The organism is Bacteroidota bacterium (assembly GCA_037133915.1).
GTDB lineage: Bacteria > Bacteroidota > Bacteroidia > Bacteroidales > CAIWKO01 > JBAXND01.
Genome location: JBAXND010000046.1, coordinates 1 through 24,526, shown reverse-complemented (window position 1 = coordinate 24,526; position 24,526 = coordinate 1). Strand labels below are relative to the sequence as shown.

Annotated in this window: 24 protein-coding genes; 5 read left to right on the top strand and 19 right to left on the bottom strand. The window is 43.5% G+C overall.

The genetic code is table 11. The features are described from left to right. The first annotated feature begins 110 nt into the window (after positions 1–110). Positions 111–845, top strand: a complete 735-nt coding sequence (locus WCM76_13395; GenBank protein MEI6766622.1) for a hypothetical protein — start codon at positions 111–113, stop codon at positions 843–845. 79 nt (positions 846–924) lie between these two features. Here WCM76_13395 and WCM76_13390 read toward each other — a convergent pair whose 3' ends face one another. The 14 genes from WCM76_13390 to WCM76_13325 all read right to left on the bottom strand — a co-directional run bounded on the left by WCM76_13390 (position 925) and on the right by WCM76_13325 (position 12,594). Then, a complete protein-coding gene (locus WCM76_13390) occupies positions 925–4,704 on the bottom strand; it encodes a PKD domain-containing protein (protein MEI6766621.1) in 3,780 nt (1,259 codons plus the stop codon). A gap of 32 nt (positions 4,705–4,736) precedes the next feature. Further along, positions 4,737–5,264, bottom strand: coding sequence for a hypothetical protein (locus tag WCM76_13385; protein ID MEI6766620.1), 528 nt, complete (start codon positions 5,262–5,264; stop codon positions 4,737–4,739). Positions 5,265–5,279: 15 nt separating this feature from the next. Further along, the gene (locus WCM76_13380; protein ID MEI6766619.1) at positions 5,280–5,681 is read right to left on the bottom strand and encodes a hypothetical protein; all 402 of its coding nucleotides are present in this window, start codon (positions 5,679–5,681) and stop codon (positions 5,280–5,282) included. A 53-nt stretch (positions 5,682–5,734) separates the two neighbouring features. Beyond that, positions 5,735–6,277, bottom strand: a complete 543-nt coding sequence (locus tag WCM76_13375; GenBank protein ID MEI6766618.1) for a hypothetical protein — start codon at positions 6,275–6,277, stop codon at positions 5,735–5,737. A 4-nt stretch (positions 6,278–6,281) separates the two neighbouring features. Continuing rightward, positions 6,282–6,713: a hypothetical protein gene (locus WCM76_13370; GenBank protein ID MEI6766617.1), complete on the bottom strand. Its 432-nt coding sequence runs from the start codon at positions 6,711–6,713 to the stop codon at positions 6,282–6,284. 4 nt (positions 6,714–6,717) lie between these two features. Further along, positions 6,718–7,173: a hypothetical protein gene (locus WCM76_13365; protein ID MEI6766616.1), complete on the bottom strand. Its 456-nt coding sequence runs from the start codon at positions 7,171–7,173 to the stop codon at positions 6,718–6,720. 1 nt (position 7,174) lies between these two features. After that, a complete protein-coding gene (locus WCM76_13360) occupies positions 7,175–7,615 on the bottom strand; it encodes a hypothetical protein (protein ID MEI6766615.1) in 441 nt (146 codons plus the stop codon). A 5-nt stretch (positions 7,616–7,620) separates the two neighbouring features. Then, complete coding sequence (locus tag WCM76_13355) at positions 7,621–8,013, bottom strand: hypothetical protein (GenBank protein MEI6766614.1); 393 nt, start codon at positions 8,011–8,013, stop codon at positions 7,621–7,623. Continuing rightward, the gene (locus tag WCM76_13350) at positions 8,013–8,441 is read right to left on the bottom strand and encodes a hypothetical protein (protein MEI6766613.1); all 429 of its coding nucleotides are present in this window, start codon (positions 8,439–8,441) and stop codon (positions 8,013–8,015) included. The genes WCM76_13355 and WCM76_13350 overlap by 1 nt, the downstream gene beginning before the upstream one ends. Before the next feature lie 5 nt (positions 8,442–8,446). Next, positions 8,447–8,863, bottom strand: coding sequence for a hypothetical protein (locus WCM76_13345; protein ID MEI6766612.1), 417 nt, complete (start codon positions 8,861–8,863; stop codon positions 8,447–8,449). Between the two features lie 2 nt (positions 8,864–8,865). Beyond that, entirely contained in the window at positions 8,866–9,264 is a 399-nt protein-coding gene (locus WCM76_13340) for a hypothetical protein (protein ID MEI6766611.1), read from the bottom strand. 1 nt (position 9,265) lies between these two features. Further along, positions 9,266–9,796, bottom strand: coding sequence for a hypothetical protein (locus WCM76_13335; protein MEI6766610.1), 531 nt, complete (start codon positions 9,794–9,796; stop codon positions 9,266–9,268). 13 nt (positions 9,797–9,809) lie between these two features. Continuing rightward, positions 9,810–10,601, bottom strand: a complete 792-nt coding sequence (locus WCM76_13330; GenBank protein ID MEI6766609.1) for a hypothetical protein — start codon at positions 10,599–10,601, stop codon at positions 9,810–9,812. A 217-nt stretch (positions 10,602–10,818) separates the two neighbouring features. Continuing rightward, positions 10,819–12,594, bottom strand: a complete 1,776-nt coding sequence (locus WCM76_13325; GenBank protein ID MEI6766608.1) for an acyl-CoA dehydrogenase family protein — start codon at positions 12,592–12,594, stop codon at positions 10,819–10,821. Positions 12,595–12,868: 274 nt separating this feature from the next. Here WCM76_13325 and WCM76_13320 point away from each other — a divergent pair, with 274 nt between their 5' ends. Next, positions 12,869–13,657 (top strand): outer membrane beta-barrel protein, encoded by a 789-nt coding sequence (locus WCM76_13320; GenBank protein MEI6766607.1) that lies wholly within the window; start codon positions 12,869–12,871, stop codon positions 13,655–13,657. A gap of 24 nt (positions 13,658–13,681) precedes the next feature. Further along, on the top strand, positions 13,682–14,134 hold the full coding sequence (gene smpB, locus WCM76_13315) for an SsrA-binding protein SmpB (protein ID MEI6766606.1): 453 nt from the start codon (positions 13,682–13,684) through the stop codon (positions 14,132–14,134). Here the strand turns inward: smpB and WCM76_13310 are convergent. The 3 genes from WCM76_13310 to WCM76_13300 form a co-directional block, all read right to left on the bottom strand. Beyond that, on the bottom strand, positions 14,131–14,643 hold the full coding sequence (locus WCM76_13310) for a hypothetical protein (GenBank protein MEI6766605.1): 513 nt from the start codon (positions 14,641–14,643) through the stop codon (positions 14,131–14,133). The genes smpB and WCM76_13310 overlap by 4 nt on opposite strands. Before the next feature lie 133 nt (positions 14,644–14,776). Continuing rightward, the gene (locus tag WCM76_13305) at positions 14,777–18,742 is read right to left on the bottom strand and encodes a T9SS type A sorting domain-containing protein (GenBank protein ID MEI6766604.1); all 3,966 of its coding nucleotides are present in this window, start codon (positions 18,740–18,742) and stop codon (positions 14,777–14,779) included. A 23-nt stretch (positions 18,743–18,765) separates the two neighbouring features. Further along, positions 18,766–19,104: a hypothetical protein gene (locus WCM76_13300; GenBank protein ID MEI6766603.1), complete on the bottom strand. Its 339-nt coding sequence runs from the start codon at positions 19,102–19,104 to the stop codon at positions 18,766–18,768. Between the two features lie 535 nt (positions 19,105–19,639). Between WCM76_13300 and WCM76_13295 the strand changes: the two genes are divergently transcribed. Continuing rightward, the gene (locus WCM76_13295; GenBank protein MEI6766602.1) at positions 19,640–20,242 is read left to right on the top strand and encodes a hypothetical protein; all 603 of its coding nucleotides are present in this window, start codon (positions 19,640–19,642) and stop codon (positions 20,240–20,242) included. 127 nt (positions 20,243–20,369) lie between these two features. Then, a complete protein-coding gene (locus tag WCM76_13290; protein MEI6766601.1) occupies positions 20,370–22,118 on the top strand; it encodes a T9SS type A sorting domain-containing protein in 1,749 nt (582 codons plus the stop codon). A 78-nt stretch (positions 22,119–22,196) separates the two neighbouring features. Here the strand turns inward: WCM76_13290 and WCM76_13285 are convergent, their stop codons facing one another. Both WCM76_13285 and WCM76_13280 read right to left on the bottom strand, forming a co-directional pair. Further along, the gene (locus WCM76_13285; protein ID MEI6766600.1) at positions 22,197–23,456 is read right to left on the bottom strand and encodes an ammonium transporter; all 1,260 of its coding nucleotides are present in this window, start codon (positions 23,454–23,456) and stop codon (positions 22,197–22,199) included. 29 nt (positions 23,457–23,485) lie between these two features. Continuing rightward, a complete protein-coding gene (locus WCM76_13280; protein MEI6766599.1) occupies positions 23,486–24,226 on the bottom strand; it encodes a hypothetical protein in 741 nt (246 codons plus the stop codon). Positions 24,227–24,526: the final 300 nt, after the last annotated feature.

Below are 24,526 nucleotides of genomic sequence, written 5' to 3'. Positions count from 1 at the left end.
ATTTTTGCTAACAGCGGAATGTTTATGCCGGATATGACGTAAAACATTTAATGCGCGCTTCCAATCAGGAGTTGAAATGTATATATTTGTTCAAACGAAAATTTAAACACATGAAAAAATCTATTGTTCTTGCGTGTCTGGCGGTTCTGTTTGTGCTGAACGTTTCGGCTCAGATTGATGGTACCGGATGGTATTTTGGTATTGGATATAATGTTGGAAGCACCAAAAACAAGCCGTTGAATTATATCGTGGATAAGTACAACAGCATACGTCCTTATCTCGATCATAAAATGGACAACAATCATATACTTCAGGGCATGGCATTAAGCTCTAATTTTTTTGTAGACGGTTTCAGTTTTGATATGGGATGGACGGGCAGACACACCAATCTTTATGCACAGGGAATCGACGGCAGTGGTGTTGACCGCAGGCGGGATATCAAGCTTCGAGACAATAGTTTTTATATGGGTTTCGGAGGTCGCTTTATGCGGCTGGGACCACTGCAGGCGATATTAGGTTTTTCGATGGATATAGGCGCTTACAAAGCACGCACACGCGTTTACGCTACCACGGATAAGGCACCTGATTATACCAAACTGGACGAAGGTCTGAACTTCGGAATATCGCCCAACATTGATTTTCGTTTCTATTTTGGTGATCGCGGACCGTCTATTTCAGTAAAGCCCTATTACCAGTTTCAATTAGTAAAATCAGACCTCAACGACCTGAATGAGGCGCTCAATCCCACGGCACTCACGGATGCCGATTTTGAGGGTTGCCGGGGATATTTAAGCAACTTCGGAGCAGAATTTAAACTGATGCTGCCCTTGGCAAGGCGGAAATAAAAAAAGTAATTCGCCGTGAAGCAAAAAAAAAACTCCATCCCGTTGTTGGGATGGAGTTTTTTTTGAGAAAAATAATCGTCTACAAATGTATCAGTTTTTCAATGGTACGTTTGTCACCGGCAGTAAACCTGACAAGGAATACACCCTGAACTTTCCCCACCATATCATCAGTAATCTCGTATGTATAATTGCCTTTACGCAGATTCACATTTTCCATCAAAACGGCTATCCTTTTTCCTGCAACGTCAAATATTTCAAGAGACACATTGTCGTCTTCCTGCAGTGTGAATACCAGATTTGAATTACCGTCGAACGGGTTGGGATAGATGCTGAGTGCACCATTGCCATTGTTCTCGTCGATGCTTGTAGTGATAATTGTAACGGTATCAAGAAGCGTGTCGCTGCCGCACTGGTTGAAGGCCACTAACTGTACGTAATAGTTGCCTGTTGCTCCATAGGTATGAACAGGATTATCGACCGTTGTATTCGTGTTATCACCGAATGCCCAGGCAAAACTGGTTGAGTTTGATGAGGTATTTGTAAAGGTAACGTCGGCGTTATTCACAACAAACGTAAATCCGGCAACAGCACCCGGAACAATAGAAACCTGAGTACACTGAATTGTAGTCGTGTCGCAGTTATTATAAGAAGAAACGCAGATATCGGCATTGCCATAATAGCCGGGAGTCCAGGTAACGCTAAGACTATCACCGAACGGAGTTATTGTGCCGGCACCTGCAGGAGAAATTGTCCAGATAAAACCAAGAGCATTTGCAGAGCCCGTGAGATACGGTGTAACAGTTTCGCCCGGGCAGATAAGCAGGTTACCATTAGGATTAGAAGGAATAGTTGGAGCCGGAAGAACAGTAATAATTAATGAAGAAGCACCCGTAGTATCACAAGCATTGCTTGCTGTAACGCTTACGGTAGCTGTACCGGAGAATGTGGGTCCCCAATAAACAGTTCCTGTTGAGCCGTTGCCGATTATTGCACCTGCTGCCGGTGGTGTAAGTGTCCATTGGAAGTCAGTTGCGTTTGTAGAGCTAACGGTATAAGCTGTTGAAGTTGTTCCCTGACACAGTGTATTTGAACCGTGAATGGCTGAAGGTGTTCCGGGAAGTCCGCCAACTACAATAACGGTATCAGTAAGAGCGCTGGTGCCGCAGTTGTTGGTTGCAGTAACGCCTATAGTCGCGTTGCCAATGTATCCGTTAACCCAGGTAACCAATGCTGATGCACCGGTACCGCTTATTGTTCCGGCACCGGCCGGTGTGATTGTCCAGTTGTATGTAGTAGCATTGGTTGCAGTAGTTGTATACGTGCTTGTTGGGTTTCCCTGACAAACAGAGTTAGGTCCGGTAATGTTAACAGGAACGCCGGGGATTGGGTCAACAATGACATTCAGGTTAGTTGCGCTGCTTGTTCCGCAGGCGTTGGTTGAAGTAACACTTAGTGTTGCAGTACCGCTGAATCCAGAATTCCAGGTAACAGATCCGGTTGTTCCTGTACCGATTATACTTCCTGCGCCTGATGGTGATAAAGTCCAGTTAAATGAAGTTGCATTTGTTGCGGTGGTAGTATAATTTCCTGAAGGTGTTCCCTGACATATAGGACTTGTACCGCTAATAGCTGTGGGTGTTCCCGGAATCGGATTCACACTAACGTTCAGACTTACAGCAGTACTTGTACCGCAGGAGTTGGTTGATGTAACTGCAATAGTGGCATTACCGCTGAAAGCAGTATTCCATGATACGGTTCCTGTTGTACCCGTGCCGGAGATTGAACCTGCACCTGAAGGTGAAATTGTCCAGTTGTAAGATGAGGCATTAGTTGCACTGGATGTATAAATTCCGGAAGTTGTTCCCTGACAAATACTGTTGCTACCGGATATCGCAGAAGGCACTCCCGGTAATGGGTCAATAACAACGTTCATGGTAACCGGTGCACTCGTACCGCATGTATTGGTTGAGGTAACACTTACAACAGCATTGCCGCTGTATCCTGTATTCCAACTAACAGTTCCTGTTGAACCGGTACCGCTGATTGTGCCTGCTCCTGAAGGAGTAAGACTCCAGTTAAATGATGTTGCATTGGTTGCACTGGAAGTAAAACTTCCTGAAGTTGTACCCTGACAAATCGGTGTAGTACCGCTTATAGCAGTAGGAACTCCGGGTGTTGGGTTAATTGTGATATTAGTACTGGTTGCAGTGCTTGTTCCGCATGAATTGGTAGATGTAACACTGATAGTAACATTACCATTGTAACCTGTATTCCATGTAACAGTGCCTGTTGTTCCAGTACCGCTGATGGAACCGGCTCCAGCAGGTGAAATAGTCCAGTTATAAGATGATGCGTTTGTTGCAGTGGTTGTATAGGCTCCTGAAACGGCACCCTGACAAAACGAAACGGCACCTGATATAGCTGTAGGTACACCCGGAACCGGATTGATTGAAACCTGAGTGGTAGTAGCGGTGCTTGTTCCGCATGAGTTCGTGGCAGTAACACTGATTGTTGCATTACCTGTGTAACCGGTATTCCAGGTAACTGCACCGGTTGTGCCCGTACCTGTAATCGTTCCGGCACCAGCCGGTGTTAATGACCAGTTGAGTGTAGTTGCATTGGTAGCAGTGGTGGTATAATTACCGCTTGTTACACCCTGACAAAAGCTGCTTGTTCCCAAAATAGTTGTTGGAACGCCTGCAGTAGGATTCACAGTTATATAAGTAGTATCAACACCTGAGCAGCCGTTGATATTTGTTACAGAATAAATAATCATATGTGTTCCGGGACCGGCAACGGCAGGGCTGAATGTGCCGGCATTTGTATTGGTGATACCGGTACCTGTCCATAAACCACCTGATGTTGCAGCGGTAAGGTTAAAGGGACTTGCAGTCTGGCACAAGGGTGAAACACCGTTAATAGTTGCATTCGCTTTATAGCCTGCCAATGCAAACGGAGTAGGATTAAAATTATTCCAGTTACTGATGGTAAGCTTGCTGAGTGCAGGCGATGCCTGATAAACGGCAACAGGTGTAGATGTATTCTGCCACTGTGGTACAACCTGCCAGTGAGCAATCCTATCATAGAATCCGTCAACCAGTGAATCAAAGTACAACGTAACACTTGCCTGAGAAAGTGAACCGGTACCTTTACCAATATGATGATAGAAATGATTCGTTACATAACATATCCCATTTTCCTTGTTGCTGATTGCAAAGCCGTCGTTGGTGGCATCGTGATTAACGAAGCGGACCTTGAACGTATCTGCAGCAGCACTTGGGGGTGTAAGGTCGGCAGGTCTGTACACAGTACCTGTTCCCACAGGGAAAGTATATGCAGCAGCTGAAGCTACAGCGCGGGAAAGCCATCCTGAAGCGCCTGTACTCACAAACCCGGTATTACGGGTAATAGCAGCAGCGCCAGTGTTGTCAACAAAAAGAGTGCTGTTGCCTGTTGAAATCTCTCGATTGCCCAGAGCAAGCAATGTCTTTACCCTTGCCGACACCGTCATTGACTTCACGCCGGTACCATCAAGAACAAGTTTATTAAAATTTGTAGGATTACTGCCACCAATTTGCTGTGCGGCACCAACCATTACAACACTTCCGGCAGCACTTGTAAAAACGCCATTGGCAGCATTATTGGTCCAGTTTCCGGTAATGATAATGCTATCGTTACTCGTAATGTGGCCATTATTCTGGTTGATATAATTACCATCAACATACGCTTTAGTACCAGCTTTCAGCACAAAGTAGCAGTTGTTAGTTACCAGATAAGCTTGGCCCCTCACCTGATTAATTCCTGTCCAGCCTATGAGAGTAGCCATAGCTGCGACGATGAATAAATAATTACGCTTCATATTAGAAAATTTTAGGGTTCTAAATTAATATTTTATTTAATACTACGTTCTATTATGTTAAAAGAATATATAATTGATGAAAAATCTTCCGTTAATAGGCTCGCTTCAGGAGTATAAGCAGGCATAATAATTTTCTCTCCGGGGCCATATTCTTCTTTGAATTTCACCGACCCGACTAATATTTTATATTCTCCCATACCTGATGAGCAGGTTGCTTGTTTTACTTTCCAAATTTTACCTTCAGGAACAGTCAGCATTCCACCTTGAGTAAGTTCAACGGTAATCAGCTTTTCGCCTTTTGCAGAATCGGCAACTGATGGTGCTTGCATTTTGCGGGCAGTAATTTCATCTTGCTTAAGCCTGATGCGGGTATTCATGCTGTCGAGTTTATGCTGATCAACACTACCGTTCTTTTCAAACTGCTGTTGCGTCCATTTAAGCAACTCATCCGTCATTTGCTGAATCTCCGGATCCATAGACTGAGCTTTTATTGTAAACGGAAGCATCGTCATTATTACTATGACGAAAACTCTGAGTACACCGGTTATCAATCGTTTCAACAAAACAATAGTTATTTAAATAGTAACAACATTAAATTCAATGGCCGAAATAAAATAATACACAGGGCTTGAGCCGGAGCCGTATAGTACTTTGACCTGATCGCCTGCCTTCAGCCAGATTGGTCCTGAAGGCATTTTATTGGGATAATAATAACTTGTAAGAGCCAACGAATACAAGCTATATGTATCGGAACCGTTGATATTAAAAATGTAATCGGGCATGTATCCACCACTACGATAGCCTGCCATGTGCTCAATTTTCCAGACCTTTCCGCTAGGGACTGTTCCAATAACATATGAGTTTTGTGTGCTGTTTCCACCAAGGGTTATCACCTGATTAAACACCAATGTATTTGTTTGGCAGATGGCCGCAAAAGCTCCTAATACAAAGACAATACTGAAAACAATCTTTTTCATAATTTGAATTTTACAGCGATACCATCAGAATTATGCTGAGTTAATCTACACTTTTACGGAACAATATTAAATTCAATTACTGTAATCAGGGGTGTTATGGTTACCTGAGGGGGTGTGTAAGCATTACAATCCTGATAGACGCCATCGAGCCACCAGGGCGCATAACAGCTATTACCTCCCGAATGTGCATATTGAGCAGGCGTAGTTTGCTGAATAGCGCCAACCGTAGAACCCGCGGGCAACCAAACAATATTACTTGTTGTAGTAGTAGGATTCAGCGCATAGCTGATGCTGTTGATACTGATATTATTCCTACCCGCAAGAGCTGTTGCAGTATATGCCGTAACATATTCATCGCGGGAGTAGCTGCTGCCAACACCACAACCACAGCTGCCACCAAGACTCTGACTATATTTTATATACGCCAGATTCGGCAGAATCACGTTTTCTATTTTCCATACTTTGCCAACAGGAACAGTTTCGACAGTGGTTCCAATAAGTTTCACCTGACTAAAGTGCAGGGTGTAATTCTGTGCTCCGGAAATAAGTGCCGACAGTAGCAGAAGTGCAGTAAATAATGTTGTTTTGGTTTTCATTCGTTTATGGAGTAACAAGATTAAATTCTATTACGCTTATGTAAAGTGCGTTCGTGCCGGTTTTTAAAGTTGTTCCGGCAGGAAGCCACAATGGTAATTCTGTTACCTGACCAATACCAATATCTGTGGCGGCTTCCGAATTATAGCGACTATAATTTTCTGCCCACCGGCTGGCGCGGTTTATCACAACAGCGCTTCCATTCACTTCAATACTTTTAAAAATGGTATAATAGCTGTTATCACTGATTCCCGATGACGGAACTAAAACATCTGTTGACATTACACTTTCCACTTTCCAGACCGAGCCGGACGGAACAGTTGCAAGCGTACTGCCAATCAGCTTCACCTGACTGAAGTGGAGTGTATAGTTTTGTGCTTCGGCAAAAAATGCCGACAGTAAAAGTATCGCAGAGAAAAAAGCAGTTTTAGTTTTCATTGGTTTATGGAGTAACAAGATTAAACTCAATAGCAGATACAAATCCTTTTAACCAAAACGTACTGCTGTAATTATTGGTACTGTTTTCATAAACGCGCAATGTGTAAGTTCCTGCATGAAGCCAAATCGGAAACGTTGCCTGATAGCGCTCCATGGTATATGATGACTGGCTGTAAAAATATCCGTAAAGCATGTTATTATCCAATGATATTGCCGATAAATTCTGGTACCATCCGTTAGCATTTCCGTAGAGCACTGTTGAACTTGCAGATTCAATTTTAAGAACGGTTCCGGGGTCAACAGTAATTGATTGAGAAAACACATTTGCCTGCCAGCTGCCCGTACATTGCCCACCAAAATCCCATGTTTTCACAGATTTGAATTGCAGATTATACTGAGCTAACGCCAGATTGAGCGCCAGTATTGAAAAAGCTATTGTTATAAAAAACTTCTTTGTCATATTACGGTGTTACCAACATAAATTCAATTGCAGTTACATATCCTTTTGGATAGTAGCTTGCACTCAAGCCACTGCTGCTTTGATCGAAAAGTTTAAGCGTATACGTTCCTGCAGGCAGCCACAACGGAAATTGACTCTCAGCAGTAACATTTGAATTATTATAAGAAATAAGAATAGTATTCTCAAGCGCCAAGCCACATTGAATATTCGGATAGAACCAATTATTATTGTACATATTGCTGACACTGGCCGATTCAATTTTCAGAACTGTTCCCGGGTCAACAGTAATAGTTTGGGAAGCAAGCGTAGCGCCCCATTGATTTTGCCCCTGCCCGCTCAGCGAAAAGTTCTTCACAGATTTGAACTGCAGGTTGTACTGCCCGAACGAAACGTGAATCGTGCATAAAATGAATGCAATGCTTACAATAATTTTGGCTTTCATTTTCATCAGGGTGTTGTCACCACATTAAATTCAATAACAGAAATCATACTAGTTTTCCCTGTCGGCTGCACCGTTGTTCCTGCAGGTGCCCAAAAGGGAAACGCAGTTGAAATGGGAGTACGTGCATAACTATTGCCGTCATAAAAAGAAAAGGGTATCAAACAAACAGCAGTACTGTTAATTATCGCAGTAGCGAAGGTAGAATAATCCATATAAATCCCTACGTAAACGGCACTTTCAAGCTTCCACACCTTATTAACAGGCACTGTGTAACTGGTTCCGTTTGTCAAAATCAAAACCTGATTAAAGGTGAGGGTTTTTGATTGCGCCATGGCCGAATATCCCGCCAAAGCGAACACGAATAAAGCAATGCAAAAACTATAGAATTTCTTTTTCATTATGGTGTGACTAGATTAAATTCAACAACACTGATATAATTTATATTCGTGAAAGCCGCCAGTGTTGTTCCGGCAGGCAACCATATGGGCAATGCCGTCAGGTTCATATCAGATGTTGCATTGGGGTCAACATAGCTTGAATAATAAATTCGCGCACTACCCGAAGTATTTCGATTTATATAGACAGTATTGCCGTTTACCTTGATGGCTGATGAAACGGCCGACCAGGCAAGACTTGTTCCGATAGCATTCAGATCGCTGCTGTGCATCACCGATTCAATTTTCCAAATTTTTCCTGCAGGTACCGTATCTAAAGACGAAACAAGTAATACTGTATTAAAACGAAGTGCATAGCCCTGCGCCCATATTTTCTCTGCAAAAGCAGAAAGAACAAGATAAACAGCAACAATCATTATTAATCTTTTCATTTCTTTTACGGTGCTATGATATTAAATTCGATAACACTGATTTTATAAACCCCGCTACCGGCGGCTAGTGTTGTGCCTGCCGGAAGCCAAATATTAGTATTTAAAACCGCTGCTGTTGCATTTGACATATAAGATGAACCGCTTGCATCGCTTGTGGCAAGGTAAACACTGGTTCCGTCAACAGTTATGACTGTCTGAGTCTGTGCCGAACCGCAGCTTGAGGAGCCCCAGCAAAATGCTGATGTGAGTCGGGTGGCCGGCAGAACACTCTCAATTTTCCAGGCCTTGTCTGTTGGGACAGTTTCAACGGTACCAACCAGCTTCACTTGATTGAACTGTAATGTGTGCTGCGCAAAGAGCCGTGTATTAGAATACAGCATGAGCACAACAATGCAAAATATAAACAGCCCAAGTTTTTTCATGACTATGGAGTAGAAAGATTAAATTCAATTACACTGATGTAGGCTACGTTTGAACCCGTTTTAAGAGTAGTCCCGGCAGGCAGCCACAACGGAAAGTGTGTGCCCCAACCCAGATTCTGAGGAGACCCGGAAGAATAGCCTGTATTGTAAATCCCATTGAGTTGCACAGAAATCGTCACCCCGTTAATTAAAATATTTTGATCAGAAATAGCCTGATTATATCCAAACTCCATGCGTGGCGACGCAACTCCTTCAACTTTCCACACTTTGCCTGTGGGAACAGTTTGCTGAGTACTGCTAACTAAAATTGCCTGACTAAACTGCAGCGTATAGCTTTGCGCATTTGCACCAACGCAAAGCAGCAAAGCGAACATTATTCCTGTGAGCAGTAGTTTTTTCATCTTAAGGGACAAGTAAAAATTCAATTATAGAAAGCTGTGCCTTACATGAAAAAGAATTTGAAACGGTTGCGTAAGGCGTGAATTTATATGTTGCGCTCGTTGAATATACAGTTGCAGCCATTGAAGTGCCAGCGCGCAGCCACAATGTCCCGTCAAGTGTTTGCAGGGTGTAAGCGCCATTCTCATATATTCTCCGTTTCAGGAAACCTCTGTCAGGGCCACCATCGTCAACAATAATAGCCCAGGTGGTAACGTAATTTGCGTAATTACTGGCAGAGCAATTATTATACAGTGTTACATCACCTTGATACATCAGTGGACCAACTGCTTCGACTTTCCAGATGGTGCCTGCTGGAACAGTAATAACACCGCCCGAAACGCCGTTTCCGCCTAAATCAACGCATGTAGTGATATTAACGGTGAGTACTGTATCAATTACACGATTGAATTTTAGAGAATAACCTTGCGCAAACACTCCGGCTGCATGGAATACCAACAGAATGGCAAAAACATATGCCACAAATCTTTTCATATTATTGTTGGTTTTAGAAACCGTCTGTTGTATAAATCAATGTAGGGTCGGAAGTTGTGCCACCACCACCGGTTGATGGGTTGCCGAGAAGGCTCTGCATTTGAAAACTCGTTCCGTCGTAAATAGCAGTCACAACTTGTCCCGCCTTGATATCATTGGCAACGAGAGCGGCGTTACTGTTTTTAATTACGGCTTTCTGACCGAGACCATTTACATTCAATGTAACTGCACCGGTATTTGCATTGGCTACTTTAAAATTCACAACCATACCCGTTGTATAAGTTGTGACTGCCGGAGCAAGTGTCATTGAATAATTATCGGTACCTGAAGCGGACGCGTACAATAGCGCTCCATTCTGAATAGTCTGAGCATTCACAGCATTGAGAGCCGTGGTTGGGTCAGCAAGACTGTCAATTTTGAAGTTAGACATATCCAAAGCCTGCGTCGCATTGTGGTTTCCAAGGTTATCGCCCTGACTCAATTTCTTCCAGTCGGAACCGTTCCAGTAGTAAAATCCGGGTGTTGGATAAGTGCCGCTAACTGAAGTATTCCATACCAGCAAACCATCGGGTTTTGTCACAGCAATAGGATTTGTTGTGCTCACAAGCGCGAGTCGAGGAATTAAAACGCCCCTGTCGGTTGCACTTACATCAAGCATTGCTGAAGGATCGGGTGCAATGCCTGTGTTATTAATGGAAGCCCCTGACTGTGCAAATAGTTTTGCTGAGCTAAGCGACAGCATGATGAAAAGCGCAAATACCCCAAATGTTCGGGTTTTAATTGATGAAGAAAATAGGTTTCTCATAACCGTTTTTATTAAATTATTAATGTCGAATAATTTTAATTGAAAAAATTGGAAATGACCAATTTTATTAGATGTAGCAAAAATATGAATTATTACCTAACAAGACAACGGAAACCTAGCAAAAGTCACAAAAAATGAAAAAAAAAGTTGGTGAGTCATACATATAAAAAAAGCCATCCTTAAAAGGATGGCTTTTGGAAGTGAAAACTAAACGCAATTAGAAACAATAGGTATTCTCTTCAATAAGCTTATTGGCAACCGTGCGTCTGGCTTCTTTTATATTCATGCCTTCAGTTGATGTAAGGCGCCCCAGTCCTTTTTTCAGCTTGCTGTATTCTTCGCCTGTGGCAAATGAAGTGATAGCATCCATACCCGATTTAAGAATACTCATGCCGGCTTCATAAATAAAAACGTTGAGCATGTCTTTATACACCAACATTTCTTCGGGACGTTTCAGTGTTTCGAGTTTCTTTACCCGCAGCAGCAGCGATTCAGCAGCATACAATTTAATTGCCATATCGCTGATTGCCATGGTTACTTCCTGTTCTTCCGAGAATTTTTTACCAAGGCCTTCGTATGCCCTGCCCAGTGTAAGGATAACGGCTTTTTTGAAGTTCAGGACATATTGGTTTTTACGTTCGTAATAATCTTCAATATGGTTGCAGCATTTTATTTCTTCGATGCCTGCGTATATTTCAGCGGCAATGGCAAACATTGTGGAATCGGCCTTTTTGGCTTGTTTCAGCATGGTATCGGCCACCACCAGACGATTGATTTCGTTCGTTCCTTCAAAAATCCTGTTAATCCTGGAATCGCGGTAGCAGCGGTCAACAGGCATTTCGGCCGAGAAGCCCATTCCGCCATGAATCTGTACGGCTTCATCCACAATATAATCCAGAGATTCTGACCCAAAGACCTTAAGAATAGCGGCTTCAAGCGCATATTCGCCCATAGCTTCCAGATGGGCTTTTTCGCTGTTCATTCCTTCGGCAACAAGCACATCAATACGTTCATCAATATATTTCGCAAGTCTGTAAACAGCCGATTCCGTAGCAAAAATACGGATTACCTGTTCGCCCAGTTTGTATTTTATAGCACCAAAATTTGAAATTAAAGTATTGAACTGTTTGCGTTCATTGGCATAATGCACCGAATGGGTAATGGCTTTTTTAGCGGCACCCAGAACATTTGCGCCCAGTTTTATCCGACCGATATGAAGTATGTTCAAGGCTATACGGAAGCCTTCGCCCCTTTTGCCAAGCAGGTTTTCAACAGGAACCACGCAGTCGTTAAAAAATATCTGAACGGTTGATGACCCCTTGATACCCATTTTCTTTTCTTCAGGATTGAAGGAAACACCCGGAAAATCGCGCTCGACAATAAATGCACTCAGAATTTTATCATTATCAATTTTTGCAAAAACCGTAAGAACATCAGCAAAGCCTCCGTTGGTAATCCACATTTTCTGACCATTCAGAATGTAATTTTTTCCATCTTCCGAAAGCACCGCACGCGATTTACCCGAATTGGCATCAGAGCCGGCATTGGGTTCGGTGAGACAATAAGCGGCAGCCCATTCGCCGGTTGCCAGTTTGGGAATATATTTTTGCTTTTGTTCTTCGTTACCGTAATATAATATAGGAAGTGTGCCGATGCCCGTATGAGCAGAATATGCAACCGCATAGGAAAGTCCACCACCCAGCACTTCGCTCGCAAGCATTGAGCTTACAAAACTCTGACCGAAGCCCATATATTCCTCCGGAACACTGATACCAAGCAATCCAAGCTCTCCTGATTTTGCAACAAGACCACGCATTATACCGGGTTCCATAGAATCAATGCGGTCAAGTACCGGAAAAACTTCCTTGTCAAGAAAATCAGAACACGTTTCCCCAATCATTTTTTGTTCTTCGGTGAATTCTTCAGGTACAAAAATGTTATGTGATTCCCTGATCAGAAATTCGCCTCCTTTAAGAATACTATTATTTTCCATTTCTGTTTTTTAAAAGACGTGCAAAATTAATACTTCTCCATTAACCTACAGCATAAAATCAGTATCTAACTGGTTATTAGTTTTGTTAGTTTTCTAACAATGTTTGATTTTTAATGTTTTGCACTGTATGAACCCCGTGAGAATCAATACGGCTCGGCATTTATAAACAGCACTAAACTCTAAATCACGATACTGTGTAAATGCACGATGAAAAAGATTATTATTTGGTAAATTTTCCGATTTTGTTTAGGTTTGATGAAAATTTCCCGCTGTTATGAATGTTGTAAAGTCAAAACTTACCATCATTTTTCTCTTACTTTTTTCAGGTATTGCATTCTCACAAACTGACGATTCCGATACTACCTGGTGGGATATTGGCATTTATGCTTCGCCCGATTACTGCACCCGCATTGCATCGGGCAGCACCGCCGAAAGTTTTTCGTCCGGCACTTTTGATGCTATAGAGAAACCCAGAATTGGCTATACCGCCGGATTACTATTCTCACGTCAGCTGAGTAAGAGGCTCTATTTCCAGTCGGGTTTAGTTTTTGAAAGTCAGGGATACAAAACAAAAACCTTGAACGATACAGTTTTTGATTTATATGACAAACCGCTTTACACAAAAGATTATGTGAGGGCAATACGCTATAACACTATTAATATACCCGTAATTCTTAAAATAAATCTGTTCAATGCCTCGAAGATAAAATTCAATGCGGGCATTGGTGTAGCGCCTGTAATTTCGCTGGGAAAATATGAAGTCATGACGTTTGAAGATCATACGGAACGATTGATATCAAAAGCCGAACGCGACCTCAACATTCAGGCAATCGTAAATTTCAGCGTTTACATTCCCTTTTCAGATGAATTTTCCGTCAGCATTGAACCTACCCTGAAGTACACGGTACTGCCCTATAACGACCATCAATACAAGGGCATTTCACGCGGGCTTATTTCTCCTGGCATCGGAATATTTTTTGCCTACGCCCTGCCAACACAGGCAGTGTACGACTACTATTATTATAATATTTACAAGAAAAAGAACATCCCTGCGAACTATTAATCGTATTTTCGCACCCTGATTACTATGGGTACAGAAATTAAAATACGAAATAAAAAGGCATCGTTCGAGTATCACCTGCTCGAAGAATTTGATGCCGGCATTGTACTTACCGGAACCGAAATAAAATCAATCCGCGAAGGCAAAGCAAACCTTACCGATGCTTATTGTGTATTTAACGGAACCGAACTTTTTGTGGTGGCAATGCACATTTCAGAATATACATACGGTACTTATAATAACCATGACCCGAAACGTAAACGCAAGCTGCTGCTAAAACGCCGGGAGTTAAAAAAGCTGTTTACCAAAGTCAGAGAAAAAGGCTGCACTATTGTTCCGACACAACTTTTCATCAACGAAAAAGGACTCGCTAAATTAAAAATTGCACTGGCAAAAGGCAAGCATGCTTACGACAAGCGCGAAGCCATCAAGACTAAAGATATCAAACGCGAGATGGATAAAAAAATGAAAGAGTTTTAATTCTTCTTCGACAGCAGCATCGCCGCTACAATAATAAAATACAAAAAGTTCAGAATATTAAATACGATATCGATACCGTTATTGATAGACAGTATCTGACCTGCAATATTTGCGACATACACTCTGGCTGCAATGGTTACATTCAGGTAATTCAGGAAAACTGAAAGACCGTACAGAAGCGGAAGAAGCGAAACAAGCACCACCATCAGTGCATTGATATTGCCCCGTTCTTTAACAATAACGGGCTCACCGTCAGTTACCACAGCTTCATTTGGAACAGCATTTCTGATGAGCCGCAATGTAAAAATCAGCAACATCGTAAATAGCACCAGATACGTGAGTATCTTGGCAACAATAAATAACCCGTAGGCTTTAAAAACAAGACTGAGTAATATCTCTTCAAGTTTAACAACAATGCCGGCAACATACAGATAATTCGCATAAAGCAAAATTCCGGCAAATGTAATAACCAGTGTTTCTTTTGATTTGAGCGACTCCGAAATTCTCATAATCCTTGAATTTTGTAATTGTTTTCTGAATGTAAATTTACACAATTCTCATGAAATACGCTGTCATGATTCAAAAATGAAATGAAAAAGCCATCCGCTGTGTGCAGATGGCTTTTTCATTATGAACACATTACTATCGTGCAATAAGTATGGATTTGACAATTTTATTATTGTCGTCAGTCAGATTCAGGTAATACGTTCCCGAAGGCTGATTGCTAAGATTCATCTCAACACGATTCTCGCCAACGGATACCGGCAGCAGTTTTTCAGTAACTGTTTTACCCAGCACGTCAACAATCTTCATAATATACGTGGTCTTTTCTTTTGCAATTATGATGACAGAAAAAACACCCGGGTTCGGATTGGGCACCACAGATACATTCTTTGCTGCATCAAAGGCTTCAATTCCGGAACAGGGATCAACATAAATTGCAAATGCGGGTGATGCAACACCATCGCCGCAATCATTGTGCCCGTGTATTGTAAGGTTGCCGCTGGTAGCAGAATTGTTGAAGTCAAGAGTTACGCCGCTCCCGCTGCCATTAATAGTTACGCCTGTACCTGTGTAACCCCATATATAAGTGGTTGCACCTGCAAGCACCGGAAGGCTGTAATAAACACCTGTTGTACCCTGGCAGGCAGTGTCGGGACCACTGATAGCGGCCGCAGCTGCCGGAACGGTATTCACAACAATAGTAAAACCGGCAGAAACAGTACCGTTACCACAACCATTATGACCTGCAACTGTCAGTGTTCCCGAAGTCGCTCCTGCGCCAAAGTCTATGGTAACACTGTTTCCGGTACCGGTAAGGGTAGCGTCGGCCCCGGTATAATTCCAGTTATAAGTGTCAGCATCGGTAATGGTTGCAATACTATAAGTGACGCTGTTATCACCACGGCATACAGTATCGGTTCCTGTAATAGTTGCAGCAGCTCCGGGCAACGGGTTTATACTTATGGTAAGTGCCGAAGAAGCAACGCCATCACCACATGAATTCGTGCCTTTTACCGTAAGGTCACCTCCGGTCGCCGATGCGCTGAAATCTATAGTCACTGCCGCGCCGGTTCCATTAATAGTAGCGCCGGTTCCGGTGTATGACCATATGTATGAAGTAGCGCCGGTTATTGGAAGAACAGAATATCCTACTCCTGTTGCACCCACGCATGCAGTATCGCTGCCTGAGATTGTGCCGGCAGCAACCGGCAAGGGAGTTACCGTTACCGGAACATCATCTGAAATGGTACAGTTACTACCTATCATATATGCAGCGGCATTTGCAATTATTTTATAAACGTCAGCGCCGGTAGCATAGGGCGGCATAAAGTTAATGGACAAAATACCACCCTGAGGCAACACTCTTTTGTAGGCTGCACCTACGCTTCCATCGGCCCAGCGGAATATCAGATGTGAACCGGCTGTTAGTGCAGTACTCGTTGAATGAAATGCCGAATTGATGTCAGTTACTCCCTGCATTAACGGGTGTGAAGGTAATGATACCACCCCAATACTGCTGGTTGCAGGAGTGTAAATGGCGGTCGAAAAAATCGGGTCATAGTGTTGTGAAAGGTAGCTACCCTTCAAGCCATAGGCTGTATCCTGAGCAGCAAACAATGTAACGAGTTTTCCGCCCAGGTCAACAAACTTTTTCAGTGTATCGCCCATTGCCATCGGACTCATTGGAGGAAAATCGGTATAAATCAATACTACACCATAGGTTTGAAGCTGCGCTACCGATGGAGTTCCAAGCCTGATGTCCAAGCTGTCAACAGCACCAATTCTCACATCATTGCGCAGAAAAGCGAGACCAGCCGCACTGTTATCATCACCATACATGTACAACACATTATTGTTTGTATAGCCATAGTAATCTCTAACTTCAACCGTATAAGTGGTATCGGTTGCAGTAGGTACTACATAGGTTGGGTCAGCATCCCAGTCGCGAATTACGGTACCTGCCACGCTCCAGCGATACAAAAGGGTGTCTACGGCAGTTAAGCTATAGGCTGCGCCAAGTGTAACAATGTCAGAAGGACATACAGTAACTCCCGCAGGATTGCCGTTGGCATTGGCGGTAAGTGTACCCGGCGTATTTACAAATACATCAACAGATGTGCATTCCGACCAACAACCTGTTGCGCTGTTAATAGACCGAACGTAATAAGTACCGGTATTAGTCACAGCATAAGGATTGGTTGCAACATCTGTAAGAAGCGTTCCACAACTGGTGCCCTGCCAGAAACTTGATTCAAAATGCCCGTCGGGTATGGGGTTGAGTGTAGTGGGACCGCATGAAGGGTTTGCTGCAGCTATCGGAACTATTGGTTTTGCCACTGTTTGCAAGCTGACTACATATTTACTGCCACAGGGCCATCCGTTCCAGTTTGATGGGGCTACCCAAAGCCACCAGGTACCCGGTCCGAGAACATAAGGCAGATGAAGTGAATCCCCTTCAAGAGCTGTCGCAAAAGTAATAAATGAAGAAACAGGACAACCCGCATTACCATCGATTAAACCAACAGTAAGGTCGAACTGTGCGATAGCGTCAATAAAAACATCTGTTGAATCGGAAGTAGAGAATTGAATCCAGTCGGTATCACGATAAGTAGAGCCACTTACATCATAATTTCCCGAGGTACCACACAGAACATCACTGCAATTACTGGGCAGTATCGTAAAGACACTGGGGGTGCTGTTGCATCCGCCATTAGTGGCATCTACATAACCGGCCATACAGTCAGGTTCACTTTCAGCAATGGCACCGGCCGGACAAACCAGCGGTTTTGGTTCGCGATAATAATTCATTGTAAAGGTATTTGAAGCGGTGCCTGTGCAACTATGGGTGTAGTAGGAAGGAAATGGTGCAAGTATCACATAATATGTGCCGTTGGCAGGACAGGTCCAGGTGAAATCATTAGGTCGGTAATGGTCGGCAACAGTGCAGCTGCCATCCACTCCGTCTAAAATATTGCACGATGAATCGGTAATCTTTATGTCAACATCAAAATCAGCTGTTCCGGCGCCCGGAGCATCGGGACAAAGATCGAAATGGTAGATGCTTCCTGCTTTTCCCGTAAAAGAGCCTGACCATTTGCCACCGTCAAGCAGGTTCCCGGTTGTATTATATCCCCAAAGGTTGAGCCCAATATCTCCAAGTGCCGCGTCGGCTGGAGCACAATCGGCACAAGCTCTGGTAAAGGAGCGATATTCCAAATTGCCACTGCTCACAAAATTATTGCAAACAAAATGCGCTGCAGAAACATAATAGGTTCCTGTTGTTCCGCAAAGCCATGAAATACTTGCCGGGCCGGCAAAACCGGTACAGAAAGGGCCATCATCATCATTGGCTGTCTGAAGAACTCCGGCGGAATTGTATATAGTCATATAAGTATCTTCCGAATTACTGCAAAGACTGAAATCATACCATGTTCCGGCAGTGGCCGTGAATGACCAGTAGGGTATAGTTCCGGAAACATAGGGCGCGTTTTGCCATGAGGCAGTTGGTGTAAGATTACTTACGCCTGTATTTCCGCATGCAATAGGATATGTTCCTGTAACGGTAACGTCATCGATACAAACTCCATATCCCCATTGCGCGGTTCCCTCAAAGGCAATATAATAGGTTGATGAACCATTGGGAAGGGCAATCACTTCCTGAGTCCAGGCAGCGATAGCTGCGGTATACGTAGCAAGCAGGTTCCATGGACCACCCGATGATGTCTTATAGTAAATACGGTGTTCGTCAACATCTCCTGACCAATCCATCTGAGCATGCCAGAAGGTAAGTGTAGGATTAGTCACCAGGTTAATATTCATTGCAGGTGTAACCAGTTTTGTGGTATAGTTTGCGTATGAACCATAGTAGAATTGCGCATTGTAAGAACCTGTGTGCGCCGCAACCGGCAAACCGGAATGACCTCCGTTTGCATAAATCCAATTGTTAGTTCCGGTAACGTATTCCTGTGTCCAGCCCGTCGGGAGGGCACCGCCCTCAAAGCCTTCAGACAGGAAGGTCTGGGCAGTCATTGTGCCGATTAATCCTGTAGTGAAAAACAGGACAAGAAGCACACTCTTTATTTTGTGTAAGAATTTTGTCTTCATAATTGTCGCTATTTTCAGGATTATTACTTTTTGATTTGGTTTTGTTTTACGATTTCCTCGTATTTCGCCGGATTTTCCCGAATCCACTTTTCTTTGGCAATACGATAGGTTTCGGCATCTTTTAATGCATCGCCGGTATTCACCAGTTTCGGCAATTGCATATCATTCGAAGATACATTCGTTCCTGAATTGCTCAGGTCGGCAGGCTTTTCCATACCCAAATAGACAGGGCTATCTGAAGTAGCTGTCACATAGGTAGATTTCGTGTGTTTAATAACAGTCGGAGGATTTTTCACCAACTGTGCAAATGCCCCTCCTGCAACAAGCAAACAAAGGGCAGTCAACATAAAAAGTTTTCTCATAATTTTAAGGTTTAGGGGTTATATGGGTTTGATATACTTATCTAACAAGGGACTAAATTTAAAGTACTTTATATCACTTTGCAAGTTATTAACAATGTTTTTTTGTCTAATTCTGTTTAATATCATATATATAGTTATCGTAAATAAAAAAGATGGCGGGCTTTCCATTTCGTAATTTACTAATTATCAGTTATAAATATTTCATTAGAAACGTGGTTTTACAAAAGACTAGAATTGCATGTAAATTTCTCCTACAACAGGCTCAAAATACGGGCAGCCGCATTAACACATCATAAATATCATATTTGTGTCCTGCCATCTTATAATGATACTTCAGGAATAAACAATATTTCAAACTTTATAACGCTTTTTTGTTAATAAGAACCTGACAAAAAAATGGATGATTGTTGGATTTCAACAATTCTAACTGTATTTTTGAAACATTATTAATAACGGGTATAACCCAAATTCAATGCCTCGCCTAAGGCGAGACAAGCTGTTCTCAAAATTTAAGTATCACGAATAAAATGCATCAATGATAGCCATAGGAAACAGACATCAGTACAACGATATCGCTATTGATATCGATTATCAGGGGCACGCAAAAATTGCGCTTGCAGTTCACGACCAGCGCGACTGGGTGCTTAATAAAAAGAAAGATCCCGACTTTAGCGGTTATATGCGGTCGGGCGTTGGCATTCCATATAATATAGGTACAAAAAGCGGGCAGTCGCTGGCTTCCGATATGACACAATCCATAGCACTGGCATTGGAAAAAACCGGTCACAATGTGGTGAAAATTCAAACCGCCCACCTCGATAATCCGGAAGAAGTATATAAACGCGCACTGGAATGCAATGCTGACAGAGTCATGATAATCAGACTTGATGAATGGTTCTGCGATACCTATACCAAAACATGGCTCAACTTCAAAGTAACGGCTTCTGTTTTTGACGAACAAGGCAGCCATATGGCACATAAAGAAATTTCGGGAAAAGACACGCTCGGAGGCAGTTTCTGGAATCCCGTGCGCTTTGCCCGTAAAGCCGTTCCCATTGCGTTCAAAGCAAAAATGGAATTACTGTTGAACGCGACCGAAATTCGCGATACCCTCTTAAAAAAAGAGCACAATCACTAAGCCTCATGTGCTTTTCTATTTGTGCGTTTTTACGAAGGCCCAATTATTCTGCCGTAAGAACGATTACGACGGTTCGTAAAAAAATAAAAAACTATATCTTTGAAATCTTAAACCTAAATTATATTTCATGAAACGACTCACTACCCTGCTTTTTGTTGCAGCGTTTGCACTTGGTGTAAATAATGCTTTTGCAACATTAAACACACCAACCATTACGGCACCTACTGTGGGTGCTACAAACAGAGCACCGGATGTACTGCTCAACTGGAGCAATAGCACAAGCGCCACTGCTTACCAGTACAAACTGTCTACCAGTCCCACGCTTGCCGGAGCCGTTGCCCAGCAAGTTTCCGTGAGTCAGGTGAACTGCGCCAACCTGCTTTTCGGGACAACGTATTACTGGAGCGTACGCGCCATCAAAACAGGCGGCTCACCCGATTCATCGGCATGGTCTGCGATATGGAATTTCTCCACCATCAATCAGGTGACATTATCAACACCGGGAATTGGTGCAAATAATCAGGCACCCAACGCCACACTCACATGGACGGCTATAAGCGGACTTACCAATTATGATGTTCAATATGATACCAGCGCAAGTTTTAATTCCCCGTTCAACACTTATTTTTCTGTTGCCGGAAGCAGCGCAACCGCCAATTGCAGTAACCTGATGTTCGGACAAAATTATTACTGGAGAGTGAGAGGAAGACACAGTCTTGACACCACATTGTGGTCGACGGTGAGGAACTTCAGTGTGCTTGACGAGATGATATTAGTACTGCCTGCAAACAATGCTACCAATGTTAGCATCAACCCTACCATGAAATGGGTTTCGGTGGCAGGTTCAACAGGCTATCAATATCGTTACAGTACGTTTAGTAATATGTCGAATGCGGTGCTGATGCAAATGCCCGGAAGCACAGTACAGGACACGCTGTATGGTCTTACCTATGGCACAACTTACTATTGGCAGGTCAGGGTGTACCATAGCTTAGATACATCGAGCTGGTGCTCACCATGGGCTTTTACCACACAGTATCAGCTCACCTCTGCTCCTACGCTTGTCAGCCCTGCGAACAGCTCTACCAATGTACCGCTCTCGACCGTTAATTTTACATGGAACGCTTCAACAGGAGCTACTTCATACCAGTATGAATATGCCGATAATTCATCATTTACCAATTCGGTTCTCGGTAACTCTACACCACTCACTCATGTTTCAGGTACTCTGCTGGCGTCAACAACCTATTACTGGAGAGTAAGAGGAAGCAACGGCAACGGCTATTCACCCTGGTCGAATGTGTGGAGTTTCGCAACGGTTGTTCAGTACAATACGGCACCGACACTCATTTCACCTCCTGATCTTACTGTCAATGTAGCTCTAACAGGAACCACACTTACCTGGAGTTCTGTTTATGCAGCCACACAATACTATTATGAATTTGATACGCATTCCAATTTTTCTGCTCCCATCGGTGGCGCCATTGCAAGTCCCAGCGCTATTACCGGTCCGCTTGGAACAAATACTATCTATTTCTGGAGAATTAAAGCAGGCAACGGCACCATCTGGTCGCCCTGGTCATCTGTATGGAAATTCAGTACCGGACCGACCGTAGTAGGTGTTGATGAGAATACCTTACCGGCGTTCAACGCTTACCCGAATCCCTGTAACGGAACGTTTACACTGAATACAGGTCTGAACAGCGAGCCCTCAAGAGTTATTGTCTGTGACCTTAGCGGGAAGGTAGTTTTCATGAACAATGCCCTTGTTAATGCGGAAAACACCCTTGACCTTGGTTCTGTTAAACCGGGTTCCTACCTTCTCTCTGTTGAGAACAGCAGTTACCGCAAATGCATTCCGCTGATTGTGGAATAACATTTCGCTGAACTGATATAAAAAAAAGCCCCGACGAAATTTCGCCGGGGCTTTTTAACTAAGACAAACTAAACTCAATTAAAGAACACCTTCATCGTAAGCTTTTTCACCGTGCAATGCTTCATCAAGACCAATATTTTCATCTTCCTGTTTTACTTTCACGGGAGTGATAAAATTAATCAGCATAAGCATTATATAGGTAAAGACAAATGCATAGGCCGAAGCCCCTGCAACCGCTACTAACTCTTTTCCAAAGAAGCTGAATCCACCGCCCATTGCCAGACCATTGGTTGTAACCAGCGGATTGATGGTGGAGGAAGCAAATACGCCCAGAAGTATTGTACCGACAACGCCGCCCATTCCATGAACGCCCCATACGTCAAGAGCATCGTCCCAGCCAAGTCTGTTCTTGAAAGAAACAGCCAGATAGCATATTCCACCGGCAGCAATACCAATGATGGGTGCTGTCCACAGCGGCACAAAACCGGCGCAAGGAGTAATCGTTGCCAGACCGGCGACAGAACCTGTAAGAAGTCCTACAAACTTGGGTTTTTTCTCACGCGACCAGTCGATAAACAACCATGTAACGGTAGCAAACGAAGCTGCCACGTCAGTATTCAGGAAAGCGTTTCCTGTGATAGCATCCACGTCGAGTTCGCTTCCGGCGTTAAAGCCGTACCATCCGAACCACAATAAACCTGTACCAATAGCAACCAGAGGAATACTGTTGGGAGGTGATTTTTTATCTTTCCTTGAACCAACATATAACACAGAAGCCAGCGCCGCAAAACCTGCAATAGCATGAACCACTATACCGCCTGCAAAGTCAAGAACACCCCACTGAGCCAGTAAGCCACCGCCCCATACCATGTGTACCATGGGATAGTATACGAGAATCTGCCAGATGGTGAGGAAGAGCATGTAGGATTTGAAAGAAACACGGTTCACAAAGGCACCGGTGATGAGGGCAGGTGTGATGATTGCAAACATCATCTGATACGCCATGAAAACGTACTCGGGCAGGTTTGTTTCCGTGCCGTTGATCATAAAATGCGAGTTCATGTCAACACCAAGCATCAGGGCTTTGTCGAAGTTTCCGAAGATGGCTCCTGCCCCGCTGAAACAGAGCGAATAACCAAAGGCCCACCACAAAACGGTGGTCCAGCCCATGGAAACAAAGCTTTGAATCATAATTCCGAGGATGTTTCTTTTTCCGGCCAGACCGCCATAAAAGAATGCCAGCGCAGGCGTCATAAGCATAACCAGACTGGTGGCCAGCAGCATGAATCCCGTGCGACCGGTGTCGAATGGGATTGAAAGCAGCAAGTTGTGCATCATAATGTTAGATTTTTAGTTAGTATAATTGGTTAAATGGATATTCCGAAAACAAAGTAAATGTTGCGTGCGCGCGGATTTGTGATGACCGACATCTGCGCAGGCAGGGAGAACTTATCCGTAATCTTAATTTCTTTACGTGCGGTAATTCCGGCGTTGATAACGCCCATGCCGTCGCCATAAATTCCGGCTGCAGGTGTGAATCCGGCAAACACGTTGAACATTCCGAAGGTGTATCCAAGTTCAAAATAGGTTGAAAAACGACTCTTGTAGGTCATGGTTGTATCCATGGTAACAGTGTCGATGGTGGTTTTATCCAGCTTTTTGTCGGCGCCATAAACAATGGTGCCCGCCAGAAAATGTATCGGAAACTTTTCGGGACCATCATAACCCAGAGCTGCTTCAAACTGGTGACCTGTAGTTGCACTCTTATAATTGAAATAGTTCATTACCGGAGCTGATTCATTCGGGAAATAATAATCGTTCAGCGTAAGCGAAACGCCCTTGAATGAATAGGAAAGAAAAAGGTCGGCTTCGGCATAATCGCCCATGATGCCATACGAGCCCCATGCACCGGCTTTGAGTCCGATACCGGGATCGAAGGTGATGGAAGGCTGTACGTTCGGGCTGCGGCTGTAACAGGTTCCGCGCCAAACGTAACGGCTCATCAAATCGGAGCCAATGCTTAGCCATTTCTTTTTTTCCTGCGCATTTCCCTGCATAGAAGTAAGGGCAAATAATGCAATAAACATGAGAGTAATCGTACGTTTCATCTGTGAGTACCGCTTGGTTATACATTAGGTGTTAGCGAGTGTAAAAGTACTGCCGCAGGGAAATGTCGTTAATCAAGCATTCGCTGAATTTTAATAGGTAGTAACATGATTTTTGGCTCGCGACGAAAGCACGAACTACTCAGGGTGATTGCTTAGGCAACGTAGGTGATGTACTTATTATTAGTCGTGAGTCGGGAGAAAAAGCCCCCATCCCCGGCCCTTCCCCCTTAGATGGGGAAGGGAGGTTGACTTGTCCTGAAATAGGTTGACAAAAAAAGCAACAAAATGTCAACTTAAAAC